This window comes from Kribbella sp. NPDC056951, assembly GCF_042674205.1.
Taxonomy (GTDB): Bacteria; Actinomycetota; Actinomycetes; order Propionibacteriales; family Kribbellaceae; genus Kribbella; species Kribbella yunnanensis.
In genome coordinates, this window is record NZ_JBHUQZ010000001.1 from 770,129 (window position 1) to 795,051 (window position 24,923).

The 24,923-nt window shown below is 64.6% G+C and carries 27 protein-coding genes and 3 tRNA genes; 12 read left to right on the plus strand and 18 right to left on the minus strand.

What is annotated here, in order from left to right; translation table 11 throughout:
- Window positions 1–5: 5 nt before the first annotated feature.
- The 5 genes from ACFTSF_RS03685 to ACFTSF_RS03705 form a co-directional block, all read right to left on the minus strand.
- Window positions 6–746 carry an oxidoreductase gene (locus ACFTSF_RS03685; RefSeq protein WP_380152316.1) on the minus strand — a complete coding sequence of 247 codons (741 nt, stop codon included), beginning with the start codon at window positions 744–746 and terminating at the stop codon, window positions 6–8.
- Window positions 747–868: 122 nt separating this feature from the next.
- The gene (locus tag ACFTSF_RS03690) at window positions 869–1,612 is read right to left on the minus strand and encodes a hypothetical protein (protein WP_380152317.1); all 744 of its coding nucleotides are present in this window, start codon (window positions 1,610–1,612) and stop codon (window positions 869–871) included.
- 101 nt (window positions 1,613–1,713) lie between these two features.
- Complete coding sequence (locus ACFTSF_RS03695) at window positions 1,714–2,226, minus strand: GNAT family N-acetyltransferase (RefSeq protein WP_380152319.1); 513 nt, start codon at window positions 2,224–2,226, stop codon at window positions 1,714–1,716.
- 93 nt (window positions 2,227–2,319) lie between these two features.
- Window positions 2,320–3,561: a hypothetical protein gene (locus ACFTSF_RS03700; protein ID WP_380152321.1), complete on the minus strand. Its 1,242-nt coding sequence runs from the start codon at window positions 3,559–3,561 to the stop codon at window positions 2,320–2,322.
- A complete protein-coding gene (locus ACFTSF_RS03705) occupies window positions 3,558–4,685 on the minus strand; it encodes a helix-turn-helix domain-containing protein (RefSeq protein ID WP_380152322.1) in 1,128 nt (375 codons plus the stop codon). Before ACFTSF_RS03705 ends, ACFTSF_RS03700 begins: the two co-directional genes overlap by 4 nt.
- 415 nt (window positions 4,686–5,100) lie before the next feature.
- Between ACFTSF_RS03705 and ACFTSF_RS03710 the strand changes: the two genes are divergently transcribed.
- From ACFTSF_RS03710 to ACFTSF_RS03720, 3 genes are all read left to right on the plus strand, one after another.
- On the plus strand, window positions 5,101–5,892 hold the full coding sequence (locus ACFTSF_RS03710) for a hypothetical protein (protein WP_344153143.1): 792 nt from the start codon (window positions 5,101–5,103) through the stop codon (window positions 5,890–5,892).
- A 137-nt stretch (window positions 5,893–6,029) separates the two neighbouring features.
- A complete protein-coding gene (locus ACFTSF_RS03715; RefSeq protein WP_380152323.1) occupies window positions 6,030–7,412 on the plus strand; it encodes a hypothetical protein in 1,383 nt (460 codons plus the stop codon).
- 111 nt (window positions 7,413–7,523) lie between these two features.
- Window positions 7,524–7,958, plus strand: a complete 435-nt coding sequence (locus ACFTSF_RS03720) for a hypothetical protein (RefSeq protein WP_380152324.1) — start codon at window positions 7,524–7,526, stop codon at window positions 7,956–7,958.
- Here the strand turns inward: ACFTSF_RS03720 and ACFTSF_RS03725 are convergent.
- From ACFTSF_RS03725 to ACFTSF_RS03735, 3 genes are read right to left on the minus strand one after another with little or no spacing between them, the layout of a single operon-like run.
- Window positions 7,947–8,567 carry an LLM class flavin-dependent oxidoreductase gene (locus ACFTSF_RS03725; protein WP_380152325.1) on the minus strand — a complete coding sequence of 207 codons (621 nt, stop codon included), beginning with the start codon at window positions 8,565–8,567 and terminating at the stop codon, window positions 7,947–7,949. The two genes, ACFTSF_RS03720 and ACFTSF_RS03725, sit on opposite strands and share 12 nt — an antisense overlap.
- 40 nt (window positions 8,568–8,607) lie before the next feature.
- Window positions 8,608–9,399, minus strand: coding sequence for an MBL fold metallo-hydrolase (locus ACFTSF_RS03730; RefSeq protein ID WP_380152326.1), 792 nt, complete (start codon window positions 9,397–9,399; stop codon window positions 8,608–8,610).
- Window positions 9,400–9,438: 39 nt separating this feature from the next.
- Window positions 9,439–11,556 (minus strand): MMPL family transporter, encoded by a 2,118-nt coding sequence (locus ACFTSF_RS03735; RefSeq protein ID WP_380152327.1) that lies wholly within the window; start codon window positions 11,554–11,556, stop codon window positions 9,439–9,441.
- Window positions 11,557–11,712: 156 nt separating this feature from the next.
- On the opposite strand from ACFTSF_RS03735, the gene ACFTSF_RS03740 reads away from it, so the two are divergent.
- From ACFTSF_RS03740 to ACFTSF_RS03750, 3 genes are all read left to right on the plus strand, one after another.
- Window positions 11,713–12,861, plus strand: a complete 1,149-nt coding sequence (locus ACFTSF_RS03740) for a sensor histidine kinase (RefSeq protein WP_380152328.1) — start codon at window positions 11,713–11,715, stop codon at window positions 12,859–12,861.
- The gene (locus ACFTSF_RS03745; protein ID WP_380152329.1) at window positions 12,858–13,511 is read left to right on the plus strand and encodes a response regulator; all 654 of its coding nucleotides are present in this window, start codon (window positions 12,858–12,860) and stop codon (window positions 13,509–13,511) included. Before ACFTSF_RS03740 ends, ACFTSF_RS03745 begins: the two co-directional genes overlap by 4 nt.
- A gap of 309 nt (window positions 13,512–13,820) precedes the next feature.
- On the plus strand, window positions 13,821–14,708 hold the full coding sequence (locus tag ACFTSF_RS03750) for a TolB family protein (RefSeq protein ID WP_380152330.1): 888 nt from the start codon (window positions 13,821–13,823) through the stop codon (window positions 14,706–14,708).
- Window positions 14,709–14,907: 199 nt separating this feature from the next.
- Here ACFTSF_RS03750 and ACFTSF_RS03755 read toward each other — a convergent pair whose 3' ends face one another.
- The 3 genes from ACFTSF_RS03755 to ACFTSF_RS03765 all read right to left on the minus strand — a co-directional run bounded on the left by ACFTSF_RS03755 (window position 14,908) and on the right by ACFTSF_RS03765 (window position 17,550).
- Complete coding sequence (locus ACFTSF_RS03755; RefSeq protein ID WP_380152331.1) at window positions 14,908–15,333, minus strand: SAM-dependent methyltransferase; 426 nt, start codon at window positions 15,331–15,333, stop codon at window positions 14,908–14,910.
- 396 nt (window positions 15,334–15,729) lie between these two features.
- Window positions 15,730–16,221 carry an SRPBCC family protein gene (locus ACFTSF_RS03760; RefSeq protein ID WP_380152333.1) on the minus strand — a complete coding sequence of 164 codons (492 nt, stop codon included), beginning with the start codon at window positions 16,219–16,221 and terminating at the stop codon, window positions 15,730–15,732.
- Between the two features lie 996 nt (window positions 16,222–17,217).
- Entirely contained in the window at window positions 17,218–17,550 is a 333-nt protein-coding gene (locus tag ACFTSF_RS03765; protein ID WP_380152334.1) for a hypothetical protein, read from the minus strand.
- 203 nt (window positions 17,551–17,753) lie between these two features.
- On the opposite strand from ACFTSF_RS03765, the gene ACFTSF_RS03770 reads away from it, so the two are divergent.
- Window positions 17,754–18,011: a hypothetical protein gene (locus ACFTSF_RS03770; RefSeq protein ID WP_380152336.1), complete on the plus strand. Its 258-nt coding sequence runs from the start codon at window positions 17,754–17,756 to the stop codon at window positions 18,009–18,011.
- 9 nt (window positions 18,012–18,020) lie between these two features.
- Window positions 18,021–18,368 carry a type II toxin-antitoxin system PemK/MazF family toxin gene (locus tag ACFTSF_RS03775; RefSeq protein WP_380152337.1) on the plus strand — a complete coding sequence of 116 codons (348 nt, stop codon included), beginning with the start codon at window positions 18,021–18,023 and terminating at the stop codon, window positions 18,366–18,368.
- A gap of 73 nt (window positions 18,369–18,441) precedes the next feature.
- Here the strand turns inward: ACFTSF_RS03775 and ACFTSF_RS03780 are convergent, their stop codons facing one another.
- The 4 genes from ACFTSF_RS03780 to ACFTSF_RS03795 form a co-directional block, all read right to left on the minus strand.
- Window positions 18,442–18,621: a hypothetical protein gene (locus tag ACFTSF_RS03780; protein ID WP_380152338.1), complete on the minus strand. Its 180-nt coding sequence runs from the start codon at window positions 18,619–18,621 to the stop codon at window positions 18,442–18,444.
- A gap of 481 nt (window positions 18,622–19,102) precedes the next feature.
- Complete coding sequence (locus ACFTSF_RS03785; RefSeq protein WP_380152339.1) at window positions 19,103–19,303, minus strand: hypothetical protein; 201 nt, start codon at window positions 19,301–19,303, stop codon at window positions 19,103–19,105.
- A gap of 507 nt (window positions 19,304–19,810) precedes the next feature.
- Window positions 19,811–20,308, minus strand: a complete 498-nt coding sequence (locus ACFTSF_RS03790) for an SAM-dependent methyltransferase (RefSeq protein ID WP_380152340.1) — start codon at window positions 20,306–20,308, stop codon at window positions 19,811–19,813.
- A 25-nt stretch (window positions 20,309–20,333) separates the two neighbouring features.
- The gene (locus tag ACFTSF_RS03795) at window positions 20,334–21,728 is read right to left on the minus strand and encodes a hypothetical protein (RefSeq protein ID WP_380152341.1); all 1,395 of its coding nucleotides are present in this window, start codon (window positions 21,726–21,728) and stop codon (window positions 20,334–20,336) included.
- A gap of 240 nt (window positions 21,729–21,968) precedes the next feature.
- Between ACFTSF_RS03795 and ACFTSF_RS03800 the strand changes: the two genes are divergently transcribed.
- From ACFTSF_RS03800 to ACFTSF_RS03815, 4 genes are all read left to right on the plus strand, one after another.
- Window positions 21,969–22,109 carry a hypothetical protein gene (locus tag ACFTSF_RS03800; RefSeq protein ID WP_380152342.1) on the plus strand — a complete coding sequence of 47 codons (141 nt, stop codon included), beginning with the start codon at window positions 21,969–21,971 and terminating at the stop codon, window positions 22,107–22,109.
- A gap of 259 nt (window positions 22,110–22,368) precedes the next feature.
- Window positions 22,369–22,563, plus strand: a complete 195-nt coding sequence (locus tag ACFTSF_RS03805) for a hypothetical protein (RefSeq protein ID WP_380152343.1) — start codon at window positions 22,369–22,371, stop codon at window positions 22,561–22,563.
- 14 nt (window positions 22,564–22,577) lie between these two features.
- Complete coding sequence (locus ACFTSF_RS03810; protein ID WP_380152344.1) at window positions 22,578–23,096, plus strand: DUF6879 family protein; 519 nt, start codon at window positions 22,578–22,580, stop codon at window positions 23,094–23,096.
- Entirely contained in the window at window positions 23,038–23,934 is an 897-nt protein-coding gene (locus ACFTSF_RS03815) for a helix-turn-helix domain-containing protein (protein WP_380152345.1), read from the plus strand. Before ACFTSF_RS03810 ends, ACFTSF_RS03815 begins: the two co-directional genes overlap by 59 nt.
- Window positions 23,935–24,561: 627 nt before the next feature.
- Here ACFTSF_RS03815 and ACFTSF_RS03820 read toward each other — a convergent pair.
- The 3 genes from ACFTSF_RS03820 to ACFTSF_RS03830 form a co-directional block, all read right to left on the minus strand.
- Window positions 24,562–24,637 (minus strand) — tRNA-Phe (locus ACFTSF_RS03820).
- 45 nt (window positions 24,638–24,682) lie between these two features.
- Window positions 24,683–24,759, minus strand: a tRNA-Asp gene (locus ACFTSF_RS03825).
- 59 nt (window positions 24,760–24,818) lie between these two features.
- Window positions 24,819–24,891 (minus strand) — tRNA-Glu (locus tag ACFTSF_RS03830).
- Window positions 24,892–24,923 lie beyond the last annotated feature (32 nt).

Sequence of the window (24,923 nt, forward strand, 5' to 3'; positions counted from 1 at the left end):
CTCCTTCAACGCCTGGGATATTCGCCGCCGTCGACAACGAGATTGCTGCCGGTCAACCACCCCGCCCGCTCAGACACCAGAAACAACACGGCATTCGCAATGTCGTCAGCCTGTCCATCGCGTCCCAACGGCGGCGAGCCGAGATCCCCTGACGCACCCTCCAGTTGCGCCCACAGCTCGCGAGTCGCCTCCCCACCCGGCGTCGCGACCCGCCCCGGCGTCACGGTGTTCACGCGAACGCCGTACGGCGCCAACTCCACCGACAACCCACGGCTGTAACTCTCCAACGCCGCCTTGGCCGCGATGTAATGCAAGAACGGCCCAATCGGCGTAAACACCGCAGCCGAAGACACATGCACAATCGCCCCCGACCGCCGCTCCCGCATCCCCGGCGCCAGCAACGAATCCAGCCGCACAGAGGCCAAGTAATTCAAGTCCAACGCGTCCTGCCACTCCTCATCAGGAATAGCTGAACTATCCACAAACGGCCGCGCCCCACCCACGTTGTGAACCACAATGTCCACCCCACCAAACCGCTCCGCCACAGCCCGCGCCACAACCTCAGCCCCACCCCGCCCCCGTACGTCGGCCTCCACCACAGTCACGCCCTCCGGCCCACCACGCCCCGCCGATCGAGCAGTAGCAACCACCTCCGCCCCACCCGCCACCAACTGCCGAACCACAGCAGCCCCGATCCCCCGAGTACCACCCGTAACAACAGCCCGCTTCCCCGCAAACTCCAACATCGTCCAACCTCTCGTTTCCCGGCAATCTCCATTTCAACCTAAAGCCGAAAAACAAAGCACACAAAGACGAAAAGACAGTAACCGCTATAGGTAACACCTATAGTGTCGTCCGGTGCGGTAGCTCAGGCGGTGTCCCGTAGCGGTCGTGCCAGGACGACCAGGTTCTTCTCGGTCAGAGTTTCGCCTGATCGGCGGTAGGAGACGATGCATTCGAAGCCGTGCGGGAATCTCCGGCTGAGGTTGGCCATGTTCGCGATGTCGTTGACGGCCAGGTAGCCCGCGGCCATGCAGCCGAATCCATGGGCGCCGGCCAGGATGAGGACGTGCTTGCCCTCTTGGTATGGGCTCGGAGCCTTGATCAAGATGCCGTAGTCCCGCGTCTCGGCCTCTACCGCTCGAGTCACATACCGCTGGCCGTGGATCAAGTCCTCGACACCATTGCGATCGGAGTCATCCATCGCGATGGTCACCGCGCAGTCGAGCAGCTTGAGCAGTTCCTTCGTCACAGAGTTGACGTCAGGCCCGCCGACCACGATCAGGTTGTCTTTCTTGCGCTCGCCCAGGTCGTAGTCAGCTCGCACCGGAAGAGTGTGCGGAAGACCTGCTCTGGCCAGACCGGCTTGGACTCTGACGATTGCCTCGTGGTCACCGCGGCCCATCAAGCCGGCCGGCTCCTGGTCACGCAGGTAGCTCTCGATGTGTGGCAGGAGATCGGTCGCAGGTTGCTTGAGTCCGGTCGGCACCCAGCCGGGCAGTGCTTCGGAGAGTGTGGCTGCACTCAGGCTGCCCTCGACGATGCAGGAATTGCCGTCAAGAAATGGGCCCCACATCGCCCGGACGTCCTTGGTGCCCATTCTGCTGCGCACGACTCGCCAGCCCGCGGTCGCCAGTCCTCCGATTGCCGCTGCAGTCAAGTTCCCCGCGATTTCCACCAGCGCGCCCAACGTGGACCTCCTGAAATGGCGTGTCACCCAAGATGCTTCTCGAACTCTTCTTCGATCCTGACCTGGTTGTTGACCTTGATCTTCTGGGTCCGGGTCGGGCCGGTGTAGCCAAGTCGCCGGTAGAAGCCTTGAGCAGATCGGTTCTCGGCAAACACCCACAGACGTAGGAGCTGCGCGCCTAGGCTGGTCGCCGTCGACTCCAGTGCCGAAACCAGGGCTGCACCGACCCCTCGGCGGCGTGCTTCCGGGGCGACCCACATCGCTTCCAGGTGCATGCCGTCGTTGTGTTCTGCAGTGCGGTTGAGCTTCGCGAGACCGACGGGGTTGCCGTCCAGGCCGACCAGGAACCAGGCATTGAGTTCGAGGTCGCCGCGCCAATGCTTCGCGTCGTACTCGCGCTCTGAGGACATGCCGCCGAGGAATGCTTCGGGCGACTCTGCCAAAGCCCGCAGCCGCAACTCTCTGGCGCTTGGCCAGTCGTCAGCTTCGAGACGGAAGACAGAAAACTGCCGATCGAACCCTTGCAGCTCAAGCAACCGGGACCCCTCCGTCCGAGCGCGCGGGGAAAAGGGAGTCTAGCTGCCCGCTTCGAGCTGCCTCAAGTGAAACCAATCATTCAAACAGTCTCTTCAGGAGCGACCGGAGACGAGCGCCGCCGCCGATGCGGGCTCAGGCTGCCGCTCCTTTCGCGGTCCGGACGTCAGAACCTTGGCGCCGTACCCGCAAGAGATCCAGGTGTTCAATCCCAGCTCTGCCAAGGCATAACGCTCGTTGGTCACCTGATTGACATCCAGGAGGTACTTCTGCCAGCTCAACTCGTCCTGTCGCCAGGCATCGAGATAGTCGACGCACAACTCTGCCGAGATGCTCGTCGTCTGTTTCTCGGCGATGTGTAGCGCATCCTCTGCGTCGACCACCGTGGGATCCAGGATGATGTCGGCCTTGAACTCTGCTTGCCAGAGCCCGTCCAGCGTCTCCTGGATCATCGCCAGGCGAACTTCTTTGAACTCACGCCAGTAGCTTGTCTTGGTGGCGATCGCGAGCTGTTCGTCGAAGTCGCATCCCGGGGTGCTCTCGAACAGTCCGTACAGACCCTCGGCGAGCAGATCGCCGAACTCCTCGCGAGCCGCTCGCTGCTGGTCGGCGAACGGCAGGTAGGTGAGTTGCCGGACCTCGCCGACCTTGGGCAGGTAGCGATCGGCGGCGTGCCGGGCGAAGAAGAACCAGTCCTCGTTGTAGACGTCAGGAAAGAACGACAGCGCCGGATGCTGGAGCTGTACGCCGAGGACGGCGCCGCTGACGAAGATGTCCTGCTCGAAACCGGCGAGCCGCCTGGCATGACAGACGACCGAGTTGTCGGGGAACCTCCGGGTGATCATCGATGCCACCGGATGACGGTCGAGCACACTGGTGAGACGCCCGACGTCCACGGGCCGCAGGTGGCTGATGTCGTCGTCGACGAAGAGCAGCTTGCGCCAGCCGCGGAGCCGGCCGAGGGCCAGTCCGATGTTGCGCTTGAGGCTGAGATCACTGGAGCGGTCGGCGAGCGCTTCTCGGAAATTGCGGGACGCGGTCAGTTGCGGTTGATTCGGCAGCTGATACCCGGTGGGCACGTCGACGACCAGGGCGCGAGCTCCCAAAGTCTTTTCCACGCGCTCGGCTACCTGCTCCACGCCGGCTTGCCGACTGCAAAGAATGACGAGGGGGATGGACAAGTCCGCGGACAGGTCGATGAGGTTCTGCAGGACCGAGGCCGGACGCGCTGCCGGGACCACGATCGCGTCCAGCCGGCTTCGGCTGGGGGGTACGTGAGAGGCGGACACATCGCGGAGCAAGGATGCGTGCGACTGTTCGTGCCTGATACGGCTCACGCAGTCGCCTCATCGCTCGGCGACCACTCGTAGAGCCGGTTGTACGGGTTCTCCAGATCGGGCGACATCGCCGCACCGTTGAGCAGCGGGACCCGCGTCAGGAGTGCGAAGGATCCGCTGGGGAACCGGCTGGCCAGATACGCCTCGTTCCGATCGCGTACGGCGATATCGGTGAGCGCACGAACCGCGCCCACAACTCCCCGGCTGTAGACCCCGCTGCAGACGGTCAGCGTGCGCGTGTGATTGAGAGGATTGGGAACCCGCGCCAGAAATGCCACGTCCTCGATCAGACTGCGCCGTTTACCGTCGCGCCAGACATCCTCGGTCTGTTCCGCAGTGATCTGTTCCTTGGACGGGGCCTTTTCCAGGATCCGCTCGTATTCTCCCCATTGCGGCCGGAATTCCTGCCCGTCCGGAAGCCTGAAGATCTCGCCGTTGAGGAGATCCTGTACTTCGACCTGCTGGATCGGCAGGTTCCGCAGAAACGGCTGCAGTTGATGGGCGACGTCGTTCCAGACGATCCCGCCGAGCACGATCAAGTGCCCGGCCAGGTCGGGCGGGACGGCCTCCTCGGGAAGCTTGTGTGACAGCTCCTCCAAGTCAGGATTGCGGGAGCGAAGGTGCCCCCACAGCTCGATGAGGGCGTCGACATCGGCGTACCGGTACATGCGGGTGTAGTTGGGGTTCGCCTCGTCTGCCAACGGCGAGCGATAGGCAGCTGGTGCCTCTGGGCAGATGACCGTCACTGGACCTTCTTCAAAGGTCCAGATCCCGCTGCCGGCAGCAGACGTACTGGGCTTACTTCTGGCTTCATCCCGGAGGCCGATCAGTTCGCGGTACAGCGCGGCGAACTTTTCTCGTTCGGTGGAGCTGAGGTCCTCTTCGCGGGCGAGCTGAGGGATGGCTTCGGTGGCGTGGTCCTGGGCGCAGAAGAGGGCGTAGGCGCGGAGGCGGCTGGCGGGGGGCAGCTTGGGGTCGGAGGAGTTTTCCCACGAGCTGATCGCCGAGACCGAGATGCCCTTGGTGCCGCCCAGTGCGCGTGCCAGTTTCGCCTGGGTCAGCCGCTGCGACTGTCTGAGCGCGCGCAGCCGCTCGGCGAGTACCGCCTCTGGCGAGGGGGCCAAGGGTTCACTCCTGGAGGGTCAGCGTCCAAGGATGGATCCGGTCACCCTACACCGGATTACACCTAACTACAGGTGAAGTTCAAGCGTGGACAGATCCAGGGTCCGCATCGACAACTGTGGAACGGCTGAGGCGCTAGCAAGACCGCCTGCATCGTGATCATCCCGTGACTTCTCCGGCCCGATCGAGGCTCAGAAAGAGGAAATCCACCTTTCTACTGAATCTACTGTGTATCTAGGTGGATGCACGGGTAGAACAGCTGTAGATGGACAAGCCAGCGACAGGAGCTTCTCACGACCGCAGCCGTTCGATGATCGAGGCAGGTGCCCCCATGAGCAGACTCCCGGCGGTAGTACCGATGCTCACCGTGACGCCATCGCCCTTCGCAAGGGGTGTTCGGCCAGACCCTCCGCGGCCATGATCGGCGTGATCGAGGCGCTCGAGCTGGGGAACTGGCGAAAGGCCTCGCGCATCCTGCACGACGCCGAGCTGTCCGATGCGTACCTGGCGACGATCCTGATGAGGGTCGCCCGAGCGATGTCCTACCGCGCGATCGGCGAGCACAGTCGGGCCTGGACGACGCTCGGAGGCGCGGCGGTCCAGATGCGGCGCCGGCACCCGCGGCTTCCGTGCCTGGCGGTCAACGACAGCGGCCAGATCGACGACGTACCGTCCTGGCCCGGTGAGGTCGAACGACTGGCACTCCCGCAAAGGCCGGCCGCTGGTGGCGATGCCGAGTTGGTCTTTCGGACGGTCCGGCTGATCTGGCGCGAGCAGCAAGAACTGAGTGAGCTGTTCCGGCAGATCGCCGAGCGGTCGACCGGGCTCACCCCGGCCACTCACATCCTGGTGCTCGCCTTCGTGGAGTACATGTGCTGGGTGCGGCACGACCCGGGGACCTGGACGAAGACGGCGCCGATCGACGAGGAAGCCGCCGCTGTCGAGGAACGGATCGATGCGTTCCGCGACGGGCTGCGCGCGGAGTTTCTGCGCAGCGCGACCGATCTGCGCCGTTTGCGGTACCCGTCCGCGGGGGAGATGTCCCTCATGGTCTGGAGCAATGGCGGCAAATACAACGGATTGCAGAGACTGGCGATCCTCGAGCTCGCTCGCCGTTCGGAACCGCCCTGGGCCGGCCCGTCGAAACCCGCCGACTGTCCTTCCCGCCTGAGTTCCGTCAATGCCTGGCAATTCGCCCGGGCATCCTGATTTCGCCGATGTCTTTACGCGTCTTCCCTGCAGACCTACCCTTTAAGGATCCCTATTCCAACGCATCGTCGGCCCATCGTTGACATCATCAACGATCTCGACCCGCCGGTCCGGCAGTGCGCGGAGGAGGTACTTCGATGATCGCCGTCCTGACCGTGCCAGGGAGCGGGGGTGGTGTGCCCGAGGTCCGGCTGGCCGACGAGCCGCCGGCCGACCTGACCGGTACGACGCAGCTCGGGGCCGGCGTCAGTGTCGGGATCGATCTGGCGGATCCGGGCGGATGGCGATCGGTTGCGGTTGACGGATGGGACGCGGCGGACCGGGATCTCCTCGAAGCCGTTGTGGGGCAGGACTGCATCCGGCGTCTGAACCAACTCCGAGCCGGCCTGGTCTCGCAACTCACCACCGAAGTTCCGGTTGAGGCTGCCAGGTCGGGGCCTTGGCGGAGGCTCGCGGTGATCGACGCACTGGATCGTTGGCTGCAGGTGCCGCTGGATCAGGCGTTGCTGGATGCCGAGCGCGCGGTCGTCCGAGCGCGGGCTGCGCGGACCTTGCGATCGAGATCGCTACGGGAGCACCGCAACGGGCAGGCAGTGGTGCTGGCTCGGCGCTCGGCAGGAGAGCTCTCCACCTACCTAACAGGCCTGGCGAACTCCGCGTCCTCGTTGCCGCGGGCCTTGTATTCCTCGTTGTCGCGGGTCACGAGCGGATACGCGGGCCTGGCAAGCCAGGTGACCGGCGGGCCCGACGAGTGTTTCGATGCCGTCGCTGAAGCGTGGAGTCGGTTGAAGCTCGCCGTTCCTGTTGGGGGAGTTCTCAAGCAGTTGCCGACAGTTCAGTTCGGTGGCGGGGACAGTACGTCGCTGAGCAGCCCGGTCGATCCCCGTCAGGTGCGCGCCCGTGTCGTCGCCACGGAGATCCGCATGGTCGAGTCTCGGGGAGGCTCAGCGGTCCGCGTGGTCGTACCCGCGTTCGGTGCGCGGGTGCCTTCGGTGATCGCGGACCAGTTGATGGTGCGACTCGTCGACAGACGTTCCGGGGAGGCGCATGCGCCGGTCCGCCTGAAGTTGCGGTCGGGGCGTGACGCCGAGCAGTTCGGGGTCGGGGCGCCGGTCTTCACCCAGGACGTTCCGTTGCGGGGTGCGTCGGCTGATGATGTTCGGGCCGATGTTTTCGACCCTGGGTATGAGACCTCGCCGGCTCTGACGGATGGCGATGACGAGCTGGTTCGGCAACGTAGAGCGCAGTTCGTCTTGAGTGAGTGGCGGCGGGCGATGGTGGAGATCCGGCTCTCGCGGCAGCCGAAGACGCGGAACCGCCGACTGGCGCGACTGACCGCCGTACTGAATCAGGCTGTTCCGGACGCCGATGAACCCGTCTTCCGTGGTGGTCCGACGCGGGACGAGATCAGCCGGTACGTCGATGCTGCGCCGGGGACCGTTCATCCGTGGTTCACGGGCACGCGGGGGGCCGGCGAACCGTTGGTTGCGGAGCTTGCGGCGGTTCACCAGGCGCGTTGATGTCGTCACGACATCGGAATTGGCCAGACTGCTGCGTGCCAAGGCTCACTAGCGTCAGAAGGACGTTCGCGATGAGAGGCGGACGTCGCTCCGGGCGATAGGAGTAGCACGATGGCCGTCCGCAGACTGAGTAGCTTGAGCACCGCCCGCAACCCGGTACTGGTGCGCCCGAAGGACCCCGAAACCGTTGCTCTGAAGCAGGCCGTGTCGCGGCCCTCGACCATGTACTGGTTCCTGATGGTCAGCGATCTGGCGACCGCGATCTGGATGTACACCGTCGGGCCATGGCTCGACACGACCTCGAAATTCACCGCCACCGGCACCCTCGGCGGTCACCACGTCCTCCTCATGATCGTTGCGATAGTCGGTTTCCTGATGCTCGCCGCACTCGCAGTCCTGACCGACAACTTCACCCACAGCACCCGAAACCTGGCGATCGCGAGAAACATCGCCTGCATCATCTCGATCGTTGCCCTGACAGGCCTCCTGGCCCTGATCCTGATGGCTCTCCTTAGTCGCGTCCTCTTCGGACCGCTACGCCCGTAGCCGTGGTGGTCCTTGGCGGAGGATGGCTTCGGCTTCGGAGCGTGGGCCTGGGGCTATCCAGTGGCCGCACCAAGTGGCGCCGGCTTCGGCGTAGGCGGCGGGGTCTCCGTCGCCTAGGCGGACCTTGATGTCCAGGGGTTCGTTGCGGTCGGCAAGTAGTGAGCGGATGTCTTGTGGGGTTAGCTTCTGGGGTGCGGTGGTGGGGCCTTTGTAGGCGGTGGAGCCGTCCCAGCGGAGGATGCGGCGGCGGACTGCGGGGATAAGCAGGTTGCCGCCGACCCAGATGGGGATGCGGGGGTGTTGGAGTGGGCGAGCGGTGAGCTGAGCGCCGGCTAGCTGGTAGTGCTTGCCGTTGTGGTGCACGGGTTGGCCGGTCGAGAGGGCGGTGATGACCTCGAGCGATTCGTCGAGCATCTCGGCGAGCACCCGCGGGTCGGTGGGTTCGCCGACGCCGGCCAGGAACGGGTCACCGGGGTCGCCGATTCCGACGCCGAGGATGAGTCGGCCGTTCGACAGGTGGTCAAGGGCGACCGCCTCGGCCGCGAGCTTCCAGGGACGACGCGCAGTCCTCGGCCATCCGCGCGAGCTCGGCCAGACCGCGTGGATCACGACCTGGCCCCACCGCTCCGAACGTCACAGAGAATTGCATTCACCTCGCCCTCCAGTTGGCGAACTGCTGGACCTGTCCGTTGTGGATATCGCTCACCCAATCCCAGCCAGGCGGCGGATCCGTGATCCGTGAGTCGTCGAACGTGCCGCCGGCACGCAGGGCATGCACGTACGCGCGGTCCTGCTCGATCCGTTTGCGTACGTCGCCCGAGCCGACCGACCCGTGCCCCGGGACGACGACCTCGACGCCGTCCGCCACCTCCTCGAGCCGTTGCAGTCCAACGAGGTAGTCCTCGATCGGATCAGCATCGAAGTCGAGCATCGGGACGAAGAGATCGGAAAGCATGTCGCCGGCCACGAGCACCCCACTCTCCTCGATGAGCAGCGCCGCATGGCCCGTGGCATGGGCCGGATGTTCGATGATCCGGACGGTTGGACCATCCCAGGGAATCTCACCGGCAGGCAGATCTGTGATGAGGCCGAACAGCTCCAGCGACATGTCGTCGGCGATCTCCGGAGGCAGCCCCGCGGTGACACGTGCCTCCCAATCCGCGTTCGACCGCAGATCGCGCATGAAGGCCGCGCAACGCGTCGTACCGTAGCGGGGCACCTCGCCGAGCTGGGCGTGCCAGAGCACGTGATCCCAGTCCGGGTGCGTCGAGAAGCCCGCCACAACCGGCTGATCCAGGTCGCTTGCCAGACACGCCATTTCGGCGTCCGTGATCCCGGCGTCGATGATGAGCACGCCGTTCCGGCCTTGCACCACAGCGGTGTTGTTCTGGAGCAACTCGCTCTGGTGGACCAGTACACCCTCTGCAACCTGCGTCAGCATGGTTCCCTCTTCCCCTCGTCGACTGCTGCTGCGATTGTGCTACTCCGCACCGACAGTTTGCTGTTGTAGCGCCGGCCGCGGCGTGCGTCGGGTGAACCAGGCGGGCATCCACCAGTTCGCGTCACCCAGCAGCTTCATCAACGCCGGCACGAGAATCAAGCGCACGATGGTCGAATCGACGAGTACGGCGGTCGCCAGGCCGAGCCCGAACATCTTGGCCGTCGGATCGGAGGCCAGCGAGAAACTGACGAAGACCGCGATCATGATCAGCGCTGCCGAGGTGATCACGCGACCCGTCGTCGTGATGCCGTGAATGGTCGAGTTGGTGTTGTCACCAGTCCGCACGTATTCCTCGCGGATCCGGCTGAGCAGGAACACCTCGTAGTCCATCGACAGCCCGAACACCACGGCGAACATGAACATCGGGATGAACGGCAGGATCGGCACCGTCGACTCCAGTCCGATCAGGTTCGCGCCCCAGCCCCATTGGAAGATCATCACGACGACGCCGAAGGATGCGCCGATGCTGAGCAGGTTCATCAGGGCAGCCTTCAACGGTACGACGACCGACCGGAACACCACCATGAGCAGCACGACCGACAACAGGATCACCGCGCCGATGAACCACGGCAGCCGGTCATTGACCTTCGCACCGACATCCGCCAGGGTCGCGGTCTGACCGCCGACATGAGCCTTCGCCGGGCTGTCCCGCAGTACCGAAGGGAAGACCTCGCCCCGCAGCCGTTCGACAGTGGTCATCGTCGCATCGTCCTGCGGACCAGTCGTCGGTACGGCGATCAGTGTCGCAACGCCCGCCGCGGAATTCACCTGAGGCGGCGCCACCGATGCGACTCCGCGGTCGGCCCCGATCGCGTCGTACAAGGGTTGCACGACGCTCGGATCGCGCGAGATGTCGACCGCGATCACCAGCGGACCGTTGCTACCGGCACCGAATCCCGCGGCCACCAGGTCGTATGCCCGGCGCTCGGTGCGTTGCACGGGGAGGGCCCCGTCATCGGGCGTACCGACGCGAAGTGCGAGCACGGGTGCGGCCAATGCCAGCAGGAGGACAGTCGCGCCGACTGCATAAACCGCCGCGTGCCTGGACACATGGCCCGCCCACCGTTGCCATCCGGAACCAGGAGTCGACCGCACCCGCCGTACCTGAAGGCGGTTGATCCAGTGCCCGGCCAAGCCCAGGAACGCGGGCAACAAGGTGAGTGAGGCGAGAACCATGGTCAGCACGATCAGCGAGATGGCAATCCCACCGGCTGTCATGAACGGTACGCCGGCCACGGCCAGCCCGAGGATTGCGATCACTACCGTGCCACCGGCGAAGAGCACCGCCTGCCCGGCCGTGGACACAGCTCGGCCGACCGCCTCTTCGACTGCCATCCCGGCGGTCAGGTACTCGCGGTGCCGGGTGACGATCATCAGCGCGTAGTCGATGCCCACGCCGAGCCCGATCATGCTGCCGAGCACTGGCGCCCAACTGGGTAGGTCGATCAGATAGTTCACCAGGCCCAGAGAACTGATCGCCAGCGCGAGGCCGAACACCGCCATACCGATCGGCAGGCCCATCGCGATGATGGATCCGAAGGCGAGCAGCAGGATCACCATGGCCGCGATCAACCCGACCGCCTCGCCGAGACCTGCCTGGGCTTCTTCGAAGGCGTAGAAGATGTCTCCGCCCAGCTCGATCCGCAGCGGCCCTTGTCCCGAGCTCAATGTCTTCAGATTCTCGAGATCACTCGGCTCGAGCTTGTCGAGCACCGGGTACTGCAGCCGGATGAGCCCGACCCTGCCGTCCTCCGAGATCACGGGATCGCCCGCCGACACGACGTGCGGCAACGACGCCGCGGTCTCTCGGACCCGCGTCAGGGCGGTCTGCAGCTCGGGCGCGGTGAGCGTCGCGGCCGGGTTGTTCGGAGTGACGACGACCTGGGCGGTGAGCCCGGCCTGATCCGCTCCCGCGGCCGACAGCAGGTCGGTCGCGGCTTGCGAGTCGACACCGGGTGCCCCGAACGACTCCTCGAGCTTCTTGCCGAAGGCCCCGGAAGCGGCGATCACGAGTGCCGCTACGACCAGCCACGCTCCGATCACCACCCAGGGCCGACGGGCGGCGTACCGGCCCAGTTTGTACAGGTTCGACCTCATGACGGTTCCTTTCGGCGAGAGTTGGGTTCAGCCTGCGGTCGAAGGGCTGGGCGCCACCTCGGGCGATGAGCCGGACTTCCCTCGGCCGATGAGCCAGGTCGAGTCCCGTACTTTGAGCCGATACGCCAGGCGGCCCGGAGTCTCTACTCTGTGTGCATGTTGAGAAACGCCGTCCGCTCGCTACTGCGCGAGCCGCGAGCACCCGAGCCGCCCAAGAGGGTGTGGCGCGACTGGGTGCTCGTCGCCGGCGTGCTGATAGGCGGCGTACTGGAGGTCGTGCTCAGCGACGATGTGGTGTGGCCGCCCGTCGCGCTGGTGCTCGCTGCGGCAATCGCGTACGCGCTGCTCTGGCGCCGTACCCATCCGTTGCAGGTGGTGGTCGGTGTCTTCAGCCTTCTGATCCTGATCAACACCGTGGTGCTGATCAGTGGGAGCGCGCCTTTCGGCCTGTACTCGATGATCTGCGTGGTGCTGTTGCCATACTCGCTCCTCCGCTGGGCGTCCGGTCGCGAGGTCCTCATCGGGCTGATGTTCGTCCTGGTGGCACTCGTGACCGGAACCGCCAGCGACTTCCCTGGGTGGGGCGAAGCGGTTCTCGGCGGCATGTTCCTGCTCTTCCCGGCGACACTCGGCCACGCGGCCCGCTACCGGCGTACCGCCCGGCTCCGCGAACTGGACCAGGTACGACTCCGCGAGCGCGAGCAACTGGCCCGCGAACTACACGACACAGTCGCCCACCACGTCTCGGCCATCGTCATCCGCGCCCAGGCCGGCCGAGCCGTCGCCGCCACCCGCCCGGAAGCCGCGGTCGATGCGCTCGACATCATCGAGACCGAGGGGACGCGTACGCTCGCCGAGCTGCGGACGATGGTCGGGTTACTGCGAGACGACGGTACGGCGGCGCTCGTGCCCCAACCGGGAGTCGCCGACCTGGAGCGGCTCGCCCGCAGTGTCGGCGACCGGCCGCGGGTCCAGGTCTCGATGTCGGGCGACCTCGACAACCTCGGCCCCGGGGTCGGTGCCGCGATCTACCGAATCGCCCAGGAGTCGATCACGAACGCCATCCGGCACGCCCGCCACGCAACGCGCATCGATGTCCGATTGACGTCGTACGACGACTCTCTTCGGCTGACCGTCCACGACGACGGCGAGGCCACCTCAGCCCCCGGGAATTCGCTCGGCTACGGCCTGGCCGGCATGACCGAGCGCGCCACCCTGCTCGGCGGCACTTTCACCGCAGGTCCTGACTCTGACCGCGGCTGGTCCGTCGACGTGGTCCTCCCCCGAACGGCGGTCCGCCGATGACCATTCGCGTCCTCGTCGCCGACGACCAAGACCTCGTCCGAACCGGCCTCGCGATGATCCTCGACGCCCAACCCGACATCGAGGTCGTCGGCCAAGCCGCCGACGGCGTCGAAGCAGTCGAGTTCGCCCGCCGCCTCCGCCCCGACGTCTGCCTGCTCGACATCAGAATGCCCGGCCTCGACGGCATCGCCGTCACCCGCGAACTAGCCGGCCCCGGCGTCCCCGACCCACTCCCCATCGTCGTCATCACCACCTTCGACCTCGACGAATACGTGTACGGCGCCCTGAAAGCCGGCGCCCGCGGATTCCTTCTCAAAGACGCCGGTTCCGACCTCCTGGTCCAAGCCATCCACGCCGCCGCCAACGGCGACGCCCTGATCGCCCCCAACATCACCGCCCGCCTGTTGGCTGCCTTCGCCGAACCCACCGGCCACACCCCGGCCCAACCGACCGACCCGCTCACGCCCCGCGAGGAAGAGGTCCTCCTAGCCGCCTCCCGCGGCCGCACCAACGCCGAGATCGCAGCAGACCTCCACATCAGCCTCAGCACCGTCAAAACCCACCTGACAGCCGTCATGGCCAAGATCGGCGCCCGAAACCGAGTAGAAATCGCCATGTGGGCCTACGACACCGCCCGAATCAAACGCTGATGTGAAACTCACCCCCGCAGCAGCTACGCCCACTCCTTCGTCGCGTGCTCCGCAGCTGCCCCACCCACCCCAAGTCCCACGCGCTACGCGCGCCCCCTGCGGGCTACCGCCCGCCCCGACCCCTCTGTGGCTCGCGCACCCGCCCACCTGACCGAGGCTCGGCCCTCCGCTCGGGAGGGCAGACGGGTTTAAGGCCAGCTGAAGGTGCCTTTCCTAGCCTGAAACCACTAGTTCAGATTGGTTTTGGGGGAGTTGGTTGTCATGCAATGGTCACGGCCTGTAGTGGTAGTTTGCGCTGTTGTCGGCTCGATGCTGTCACCGTCAGTCGCCAGCGCTGACGGTGGTTCGCGGATCGCGTTCACCCGCACGAACGCGGACTTCGAGGATCTGAGCCTGTGGACGGCCCGCCCCGACGGCAGCGGCCAGCGCCGCATCGCCGACGGCGTCGGCAGCTTCCCGGACTGGTCGCCCGACCGGCAGCGCTTGCTGTTCGACTACACCGACGAGGACGGCAACCAGCAGCTCGCGACCGTCCGTCCCGACGGCTCACGCTTCCGCCAACTGACCGACGTACCGGGAATCTCCGAAGCAGGCGACTACTCGCCCGACGGCCGCACGATCGTGTTCGACCGCTCGACCCAGTCCCCGGACGATCCCGCCTTCCACACATCCTTGTGGACAATGCGGTCCGACGGCAGCCGCGCCCGACCGCTCTTCGGCCCGTCGTCCACCACCTTCGACGTCGAACCGGCGTACTCACCCGACGGTTCGAAGATCGCCTTCGCCCGCCTGAGCCTCGAGCCGACATTCACCGCCGCGATCTACATCGCCGACGCCGACGGGACCGATGTACGACGCATCACGCCGTACCGGCACGTCATCGAGCACCCGAAATGGTCCCCCGACGGCCGCCGCATCATCTTCAACATCGCCAACCCGGAAAACCTAGACGACCCCTTGGAAGGCATCTGGGAAGTCCGAGCGAGTGGCGGCCCCGCCCGCCACCTCCTACCCGCCACCAAAGGCCTCCACGGCTTCAAACCCGACTACTCCCCAGACGGCCAACGAATCCTCTTCGGCTGCTTCGTCCGAGCCCAACAACAAGACGACCTCTGCACCATGACCCCCACCGGCCACAACGTCCGCCGAATCACCCAAACCCCCAACCACAACGAAAACAACCCAGCCTGGCGCTAGTAGTCGGAGGGGATCCCTACCCCGCGTGCTACGCAGCCGCCACTCGTCGCTCCGCTCCTCACAGCGTCAGCTACGCGCGCACCGCCCACCCTTTCGACGGTGCGTGCTCCGCCCGCTCCTAGCGCGACCGCGCGCCCTCCCACGGGCTACCGCCCGCCCTTGCGCGCTCATCGCGCGCCGGTGGCGTGGACGTGCTCGGTTAGCTGTTGTTGGCGTAGTAGTTGGTGAGCATTTCGGTAGGCCAGGTGGGTTGGTGGATGGGGCCTCTGGGGGCGAATTCGGTGAACCAGGGTTTGATGTCGAGCACCGGGGTGCCGTCAACTGCGTCGAGGTCTTCGACATGCAGATCCAGCCCATCGACCTCAACCAGACGGCACCGGGACACACCCAGCCAGTTGACCCGCCGCATATTGCGGTGACCAAAGATCCCCACCTCCGGCCACTCCGGATTGCTGCGAGCGGGCCGAGCACCGAGGTCGAGATCCGACTGATCGGTCAGGTGAAAGTGAAAGACCACCTCGAGATGCGAGAACTCCTCAAGCCCTTTGGTGGAGTCCGGCCCGAAGACACTCCCGTCGATACGGACGATCGCCCGCGTACCACCCCAATAATCGTCCGTGGGCACAACCCTGCCCCCGACTACATGAGCTACAGGCCGCACCGTGATCCCTTGGTCAGTCACGTTTCCCCTTACTGGTAAGGCGCGACCCGACGGTCGGTCGCACCGACTGGAAGCACTGTGCTGCTGGACATCGATTTCTGACGACAATCTTCCCCCACTCGACGGCCCGGCCGCTGTTCCTGTACGGCGACTGAAGCCACCGTGCACCCCTGGTGCAGGAAGGCAGGGGATCCGGGAAGGTGCGGACCGCCACCACTGTCTAACTCAGTGCGTCTCGGTCAGTTCACGCTCAGCATCGCCTGCACGAGTCGCCGCGCGGGAGGTTAGACAGTGGCGCAGATCCGCTCGGGCGGTTCTTGGGGCTCATCTCAAGGGTCCGCGGCAGAGTCAACGCGTCGGTCAGCCCTTCGCTTCGCGGACGTCCGTTCCCTGCTCGGCGAACGCCTTGAAGTCCTGCATGTGCTGTTGCGACTGTTTGCGGAAGGCGCCGCGCATGAAAGGCGCCCCCAGCCGCATCGGCAAGCTGCTGAACCGGAATTCGTTCTCGCTCTCCCAGAGCGTCGTCTCCGGACCGATTTCAGTCAGTCGTTCACGTGCGGCGTTCCACATGCCCTTGGCAACGATCTCGCGTTCGAAGCGAACGACGCTGCCTTTCGGGATCCCCTGCAGGTCCGCCGGTTCCCGGCGCGTGATGGTCTCGATGGCCTCCATCTCCTGCTGCCCCATCTGCATCACGACACGCGACTTGGTACCGACCTGTCCGTGCAGCCCATTCAACGGCTCATGCAGCACCACGCCCCGCAACCACTTCGGCAAGTGCGCGGAGTCGGCGAGCAACTGAACCGTCTTCTCCCGCGGCAGCGCGATCTCGATCGAGACGGTGTACTTCATGGCGAATCGCTCCAGTCCCCCGGCAGAAGGATGCGGCCCAGCCGCGCCGCCGATGCTAGCCCGGCCCACCTGCGGCCCGCAGCCACCGGCACGAACCTGCCATCCAGACACGCCGCGAGCCACCCGAAGTCGACTGAACGGTCGTGGCGGGAGCACCCGGGTCTGACGAATGCATGTTTGTCAGGTAGCCGCGGACGTGCGGCAGGATGGGGAACGCGCGATAGCACGCACCGCCGAGGGTGGCGAGTGCACGCGGGGGATGAAAGCTCAAAGAAGAATCCTCGCCGATGTCGGAGAGGGGGGTGGTCAAGGGCGGTCTCGAATCGCCGAACCTACGCTTTTCAGGTCGACAGCGGCCCACGAACATCTGTGCGGCGCCGTCGTCTACAAGGTCTGAGCGCCCAGGACCGTCGATTGCTGAGGCTGGCTGTTGGGTCGTGGTTGCGGTCTTTGCCGCGCCCGGACAGTGGCGTCACGACTCAGGGGAGCACGTAGCCATGCGGGCAGCTGTGCGAGTCGCGAGCTGCCCCTAGCTAAGTCGTACCGGTTGGCGTCATCTCGGGAAGAAAGTGCCCCGACTGGCCAGTTCTGCTCCAATCAACTCTCTAGAATGTTGCACAGAGTGACGATCTTCGTGAGTGGCGATGAGGCTCCTCATGCAACGGCGACACGCTAGCTCGGAAGCAATTGTGACGCAGATCACGTTCGAAAATGTGACACGTGTGTCCAAACCCGCCGTTACCCATACTCCAGTAACCACTGCTGCGCTAGCGTGGACATGTGAAGGGGTTGACAAGCCGGAGTATGCTCCTCCGCTGGGTTCCATGTCCGCGTATCTACGATACGCGGAGTGACCTAGTGGAGATGCTGGATCATGGCTGGAAAGTGGACCAATTCCGCATCGATACGGGTTCCGTTGGGTGCCTGTTGGTCGGTGGTATCTGGGTTCGAGTTGACGTTCACGGCCTAAGCCTCTTTGGTTTAGTGAGGCGCTCATCAGGGCGTGAGCGCCAGGTCTTGGCTGACCTCGCTGTTGCGATCGTGAGCAAGTTGGATGCCAGGCCAACGTCGATCACTTTCGACTTTCAGCACCTGGTCCCTTGGGATACAGGGAACGTTGTAGAGGCCTATGGCCGTGCGGCGGACAACGTCCTCGATCGACTCGCGAGCACCCTTCGGATCAAGGATTTCTCGTTGCTGGTTGATGGTGAGCGCGAGCGTGGGGACGCTAAGTACCAGGCTGAGTGGGGCATCGTTTCGGCGGACGAGGCGCCTGCGCGAGTCGCTCGGATGGCGGGCCGGACCTCTGGCGTCAAGCCAGACGCTCACGAGCAGATTCTGAAGAGAACGTATCCCGATGTTGCAACGTTCGTTGACTCATGGTGGTCAACTACGTCAAATCCTGCGGATGATGACCTCTCAACATGGGTATACGAAGAGATGACGGCGGCTGAGGCGGAGGCTGACAGTCTGACTCGGTTCGTTCATGCACAAGCCGTAGGTCTTGCTAGGTCAGGGGAGGGGACTAGCTCATGACTGTGACGACTCTTATGAAGCGAGTAGCCAGTGAGGATGGCTATGTGCTGATGCATCCGCAGCCTGAGCGGCGCGCACGCGCCGTGATCGCGGAGGCTGCGGCCCAGCAAGACGCAAAGGTTTACTCGCTGCTTGGCCGGCATCTCCGTGAAGATGCGGTCCTTGATGAGGATTTCTTGCTCTATGCCGATGAGGTTGAGGAGTGGTCGGACGCCACGCTCGCGGCAGCGTTCGAGAGCTGGCCGGACGAGTAGCCCGAGCCGGTGGTAGACGAGGACGCACCGCGGAAGGGCGAGATCTACTGGGTTGACTTCGATCCCGCTCGCGGATCGGAGCAAGCAGGGCATCGTCCGGCGGTCATAATCTCGACGTCGAGCTGGAATCGATTGATGAACGTTGTGACCGTCGCAGCGCTGACGACCAGGGTGAAGCACGGAAAGATGGCTGTCTACCTACCTGTTGGCAAGCCTCTCGACAAGGAAGGCGAGATCCTTCCTTTTCAGATCATGTCGATCGACAAGAGGCGGCTTGAGGACTATGCCGGCTGTCTTAGCGACGAGCAGGTTGCCGAGCTTGATGCGAAGCTAAAGCTCTGCTGGGGGCTCACCTAGCGGCGCTCGCCGGACGGCTGCAATCTGTCGTCGTGAGGCGTCCCCAGCCCACGGCAGCAGGTTCGATGTCGAGTCAGCCGAGTGCCCTTGCGAGCGTCAGCATGGTTGTCACGATTACGTCGGTGCCATCGTTCTGAAGTGCCTCGACCTTGCCCGGCTTGTTCGCGTAGTCGACAGTCGCGACGCCCGCCGCCTGACCAGCTTCTATACCGGTGATCTGGTCGCCGATGAAGAGACAACCTGATGGAGACACTGCCGAGGGCGCTGATCGCACGGTCGATTAGGTGCGGATCGGGCTTCATTGGCGTCGGACTAGACGGGTCTCTACCCTCAATGTGAGAAACGCTCCCTGAAAGCCCCTGCCCTAGTTAGGTATTCGGCCACCGCGTTCGCATAGTTGTTGCTTTTGACCGCGGCGAGGCGCCCCGACGCGACGCATGCCGCCAGAGAGTCGGCGGGCCAACCGTCGCGCGGGCCGCTCTGACCGCGCGACGGTTGGCCTCCTGGAGAGCTGCTTCGAGCTGTCGGGCTAGGGCCGCGTCACCAGCCGCCGCCAGTAGAAGTTCGTGAGGGCTTGCTGCCTGCTCCACGGCGGAATCCAGATCGTCGCGAATCTGGTGGGCCAGTTCGAGGAGCTTTCGGGTGATCTGGGGTGCTGGATAGCCCATCGAAGAGTGAGCAGATACGGCCGTCGAAGTCGAAGAGAACGGCTTCTGTCGAGCTGAGGCTCTGTGTCAGGGGATCAGTAACCACAGGTCGCGGGCCTGCCCCAGGGTGTCCCAATGGCTGTCGAACCAGCGGTGCACCTGGTCGACGCACTGGGAGCCGGTTGCTCGGTCGTCGTCACTGATCGAGTGGTGGAAGAGGGCTGCGTCCTTGCCTACTGCATCGAAGATTGAGACCGGCTTGCCGTTGATCTCTGCATCGCGCTCCACGACGGTGATAGAAGCCGAAGAAGACCTCTTCGTCGTTCGGGGCATAGAGCTTGAATATCATCGGAAGGCCGACAATGCGCACGTCAGCACGGAGCTTGGAGACCAAGCCCAGCTCGCCAAGCTCGCGGATCGAGGTCAGTACTTCACCTGCTGATCGGGGTGCGATCTTCTCGGCACCCGCCCTGACCGCTGGGTCACCGCCTGGATTCTTGCCAGCGCGCGACGGTGCTGCGAGTAGCTGCGAGAGGTCTGGGAGCGGCCTGTGATGGATTGCGGCATGAGACGACCCGTCAGATGCGATCGATGGGCTCCTCAAGAGTGCCGAGCAACCTCTTTCCGGTCGGGTCGGCAAAGTCGATCGTGCCCGTGTCGCGCTTGAATGCTTTCTCGACATGAGGGCGCATCCCAACGGCCTAGTCGACCTGCGCGCCGACGTACACGCCGCTGCCGAAGCGGGACACGATCAGACCTTCGTCGCACAAGATGAGCAGCGACTGCTGGAGCACATCAGCGATCTGTCGCTTGGTCCTGGGCGCTGAAGTAGTTGGTGAGCATTTCGGTGGGCCAGGTGGGTTGGTGGATGGGGCCTCGGGGGGCGAAGTCGGTGAACCAGGGTTTGATGTCTAGGACGGGGGTGCCGTCTACGGCATCTAGGTCTTCGACGTGCAGGTCTAGGCCGTCGACTTTTAGGAGGCGGCAGCGGGAGACGCCTAGCCAGTTGAGGCGGCGCATGTTGCGGTGGGCGAAGACGCCGGCTTCTGGCCAGTTGGGGTTGTTGCGGGCTGGGCGGGCGCCGAGGTGGAGGTCCGACTTGTCGGTTAGGTGGAAGTGGAAGACGACCTCGATGTGGGAGAAGTCTTCGAGGCCCTTGGTGGCGTCGGGACCGAGGCGCGGGTCGTCGATGCGGATGATTGCCTGGGTGCCGCCCCAGTAGTCGTCGGTTGGTTCGATGCGGCCGCCGATGACGTGGGCGACGGGGTGGAGAGTGATCGACCGGTCGGTCATCGTTTCCCTTGCTGGTAAGGCGCTGTCAGCGATCGACTGCGGCGAGGTATCGGGCTGCTCGGCTGTCGAGCTCGGCTACTGAGCGAATGCCTTTGGCTCGGTAGACGGAGAGGCTGGAGCGCATGTCGCGGACGGCTTGGCGGGCTCGTCCGGAGTGGATTCCGTCCATGACGTCGAGGGCTTCCGACCAGGTGCCGCATGCCTCTTCGATGCCGCCAGTGCGCGCTTGCACGGCGCCCAGGTATCCGAGGGTCACCGCATGAGTGCGGGTGAAGGTGGCGGCCTTGCGAGTACGGACGCTGCGTTGGAACTCCTTGGTGGCGGCCGCAAGGTCGCCCATGTCCCGCAGAGTGCAGGCGGTTTCGTGGGCCAAGCTGGCTTCGCCGAAGAAGAACACGCGGCCTGGTTCGTCGTCACCGGACGTCGCAGTTGCCAGGTCTGTTTCGGCGCGGAGGAGAGCTCGGCTGGCGGCGGCTCGTTGGCCGTCGACGGCGAGTGCGCGCGCATGGACGACGCCGATCAGCGAGCGTTCGCGAGGACTTGCCTCGCTGTAGCGCTTTCCGTCCAGTGAGGCTTCGGCGATCCGGACGGCCTGCCGGTGGTGTCCGAGGTCGACAGCCTGATGGGCCATTGCGCGGAGGATGTGTGCGGCGAGAGGTGCGTCGTCGGCCTCGGCTGCCAGCTTCACCGCCACTGCGAAGTACTGCTGGGCGATAGCGTGTTCGGAGTTGTCAAAGGCCATCCAACCCACGAGGTAGGCGAGCTCGCCGGCGGTGGAGAACATGCCTTGGCGTACGGCGTCGTCGGAGTAGGAAGCGCGTAGATATCCGGCGACGTCGGAGGACAGGTACTGAACGACGGCAGCGCGGGCATGTCCGCCGCCTCGGCGCTGATCAATGCGCGTGAATAGCTGAACGGTCTCACGCACGGCATCGAGATCGCCTCGGCCGACCAGTCGTCCGCCGGTGACCGAGTACTGTCTGGCGGATCGCTCTCGAAGCTGTTCCCACCAAGCCTGATCCGGCATTGCCAGCGCGGCGACCGAGTATCCGGCAGCTCGTAGTATCGCCCTGCGCTCGACATCCAAGGTGCTTCTCCCGAGATCGACCAGCGCCGTCAGCGTATCGGCATTCCAGTCGATCGCCGGCGCGGAGGCCGCCGCTGTGAGACCGATCTCATCGACAGTGACGGTTCGCCCGAGCCGCCGTGACAGCGTCTCGATGAGGATGTCGGGCGCGATACCTGATGGCCGGGAGCCGGCGACCCAGTGCGAGACGTGCGATCGGCCGATACCGGTGTGGTCCTCTGATCGGCGTTCCGTGGCGACGCGTCCGAACGCGAGAGCGAGTTGAGCGTGCGACCAGTTGGCCTCGGCGATCACCGCTGCCAGCTTCATGTTGCGTTGCCGGGTCTTTGACACGACAGGTGCCTCCCCTCGGTGAACGCCCGCCGTTCACCGCTTTCACCACATGGAACCTTTGCTGCAGGTACGAACTCACCGTAGCCGATGGTTCGCTCGACGTGTCGGGAAATCCGACTGTCGGTGACCGTACGGAATGAGAGCTTTCGTGAACACACAGATGCGGGTCCTCGCGGTGGTCGCCGCGGTCTTGGCCGTGGCGATGGTGATCGATGTCCTGCGCGATCTGCGAGGTCGTCGATGACGACTCTGGAGCGGCGCAAGGTGCAGGTCTGGTTCGGCGCTCACGTGATTGCCACGTACGTCGCTGAGCGGCCGCTCGCTGATCAAGTACGCCGCTGCGATGAGCCGTCGCTTCGCCGGGCTGCGTGTCACCAATGAGCCTCTACCGCCGTTGGCCGCCAGCGATTCGCAACAAGTCGACCATCCACCGATTCCGTCCGAGCAGCGGCTCTGGCCGCTGACGGTCCTCTGATCCTCACCTCACGGGAGCACAGCATGTAGACGATGAGCGCCTTCCCCGGCGTTGCGAGGCTAGGCTGGATCGCGCAACTTCCCGCAACTCCGCTGACAGGCAACAAGCCGTAACTCCAGACTCAAATGGAGCAAGGTCAGGCAACGACGGAAGCAGGGAAACATCATGAAATTGACGCTCGTAGCAGGCGACCCGCAGTCCCGCCCGGACAACAGCCCCACGCTGTACAAGACTGACCGCGGGAGTTGGGTGGTGCAGGGTTGGGTCGTCGAAGACCCAGACGCACTTGCGACACTCAATGTGCCGGACGGTGAGACCGTCGTCGAGATCCCGGACCGCATGATCCAGTTCTTCAAGTAAAGGCGCCGCTCACAGTGGAAGAGATCAGCGAAGACGACTTCGGGAGGCTATTGAGGTCGTTCAATCGATCCTCGCTGCATCTTGAGACCCGCGATGCCTATGGCACGGAGACCGAGCTGCCACACATGGCGAGGTGGGCGGCCGGTGAGCCGGACGACTTCGAATGGCTCAAGGAGTATTGCGAGAGACTGCGAGCTCATCGGGCCGCTGGACGCATCGTGCATCGAGCGATGATCGTGTCCGAGCCCCTCAGCGACTACCAGCGTTGGGCATACAGCACAACGCAGCCGCTGGTCGACGCAGGCGAGGATCTTCGTTGGGTTCCTCGGCGTCGTGTCTCCGAGGTGTGCATCCCTGGCAACGATTTCTACCTCCTCGACGATGAGCGAGCTGTGTTTCTGCACTACGCGGGCTCAGGTCTGAACACTGCCTTCACGACCACAACCGATACCGCAACAGTGGCAATGTGCCGCGATGCCTTCGCACGTGTGTGGTCCTTGGCAATCCCGCACAGTGACTACAAACCCGAGTAGTTCAGCTAGAAAAGCGCAGGAGGCTTTAGGGATACGCCTGCGAGACCTGCGCATGGATGCCGGGCTGACCGGTCGCGAGCTAGCAGCCGCGACCGGTTGGCATTTCACTCGGATCAGCAAGCTGGAGCATGGCGTTCAGACGCCCACAGACCAGGACATCCGGACTTGGTGTGCTGCCTGTCGCGCCGAGGATCAAGCTGCGGACTTGATCGCCCAGTCTCGAGCTGTCACCTCGATGTACATGGAGTGGCGTCGTAGAACGCGCGCCGGCATGAAGCAGCTAATGCTCTCTGGCGTCCCGCTGTACGAGCGCACCAAGCGCTTCCGGATCTACGAGCTGAATGTCGTTCCCGGCTTGTTCCAGACCGCTGATTACGCCCGCGCGATGCTCGCCGTATGGATCGAGTTTCTAGATGCTCACGACGACCTCGATGCCGCAGTCGCCGCGAAGATGGCGAGGCAATCCGTCATCTACGACGGCACCAAGACCTTCGCAGTCCTCCTGGAGGAGGCGTCCTTGCGGACGTGGTCCGGCAACGCTGACACGATGCTTGCTCAGCTCGACCGGCTGCTGTCGGTCATGACGTTGCCCAACATTTCGCTCGGGATCCTTCCCGCCATGATCGAGCGTCAGGCAGTCGGCTCGGCCGGCTTCTGGATCTTCGATGAGACGGTCGTCGCGCTCGAAATCCCAACCGCCAGCATCGAGGTCACCCAACCCCAGGAGATCGGCCTCTACGCCCGAATGTTCGAGCAGATGAGCCGAGCGGCGGTCTACGGCCGCGACGCGCGCGCAATCATCATCCGCGTGCAATCCGAGATCGACGGGCGCAACTGACCGCAACTGTCTATCCCCCGCGAGGCTCCCGTTCCTAGCGTTCTCGTCATGACCTCCGCAGGACTCACAGACTTTGGCGCAGAGTGGGGCGGCGAGCCTACTCGTCCGACGCCCGCAGGACTCGGTTGGCCGACCCTGCGACCCGCTGAACTTTGCGACGGTGAAAACCCGATGACTGGTCGTCCTTGCGCCAAGGGCCACCACCGCGGCTACCACTGCGACACCACAGGTGCAGAGTGGCTGGACGACTGACTCTCGACACCGACACTCAGCTGGGCAACTAACCTGGACTAGCGCTGCTGTAAGTCCAGGTTAGGCAGATAACCTGGACTTAGCGTGTCGAGGAGTCCAGGTTGATCCACCAGATGACTCCACCCGCTTGTGGCTGGATCTGACGAGCCTGGACCGGTTCTCCTGTTCGATGCCTAGATCATTAGCCGAGTGCCGGGAGGGAGCGCCGGCGTGCGGCAGGGGAAGGAGCGCGCGATAGCACGCACCGCCGAGGGTGGGCGGGTGCGCGCGTAGTGGGCGCGGGTGAGGAGCGGAGCGACGAGGGAGCGAACGCGTAGCACGCTGGGGAAAGATAAAACCCCAAAAGAAAACCCTCACCGGTGTCGGGGAGGGTGGTGGTGGTCAGGGGCGGTCTCGAACCGCCGACCTTCCGCTTTTCAGGCGGACGCTCTACCAGCTGAGCTACCTGACCGGGGAGAAAGTTCGGCGGCGGTGTGTTTACACCGCCGCCTTCTCCTGGCGACCCAGACGGGACTCGAACCCGCGACCTCCGCCGTGACAGGGCGGCACGCTAACCAACTGCGCTACTGGGCCAGGTTTCTCGATGATCTTACAGCATCTTCGAGGTGGTTCTGACACTGGTCTTTCGACCGTATCCCCAACGGGATTCGAACCCGCGTTACCGCCTTGAAAGGGCAGCGTCCTAGGCCACTAGACGATGGGGACTCGGACCCGCGGGAGCCGAAGCTCCAGGGACA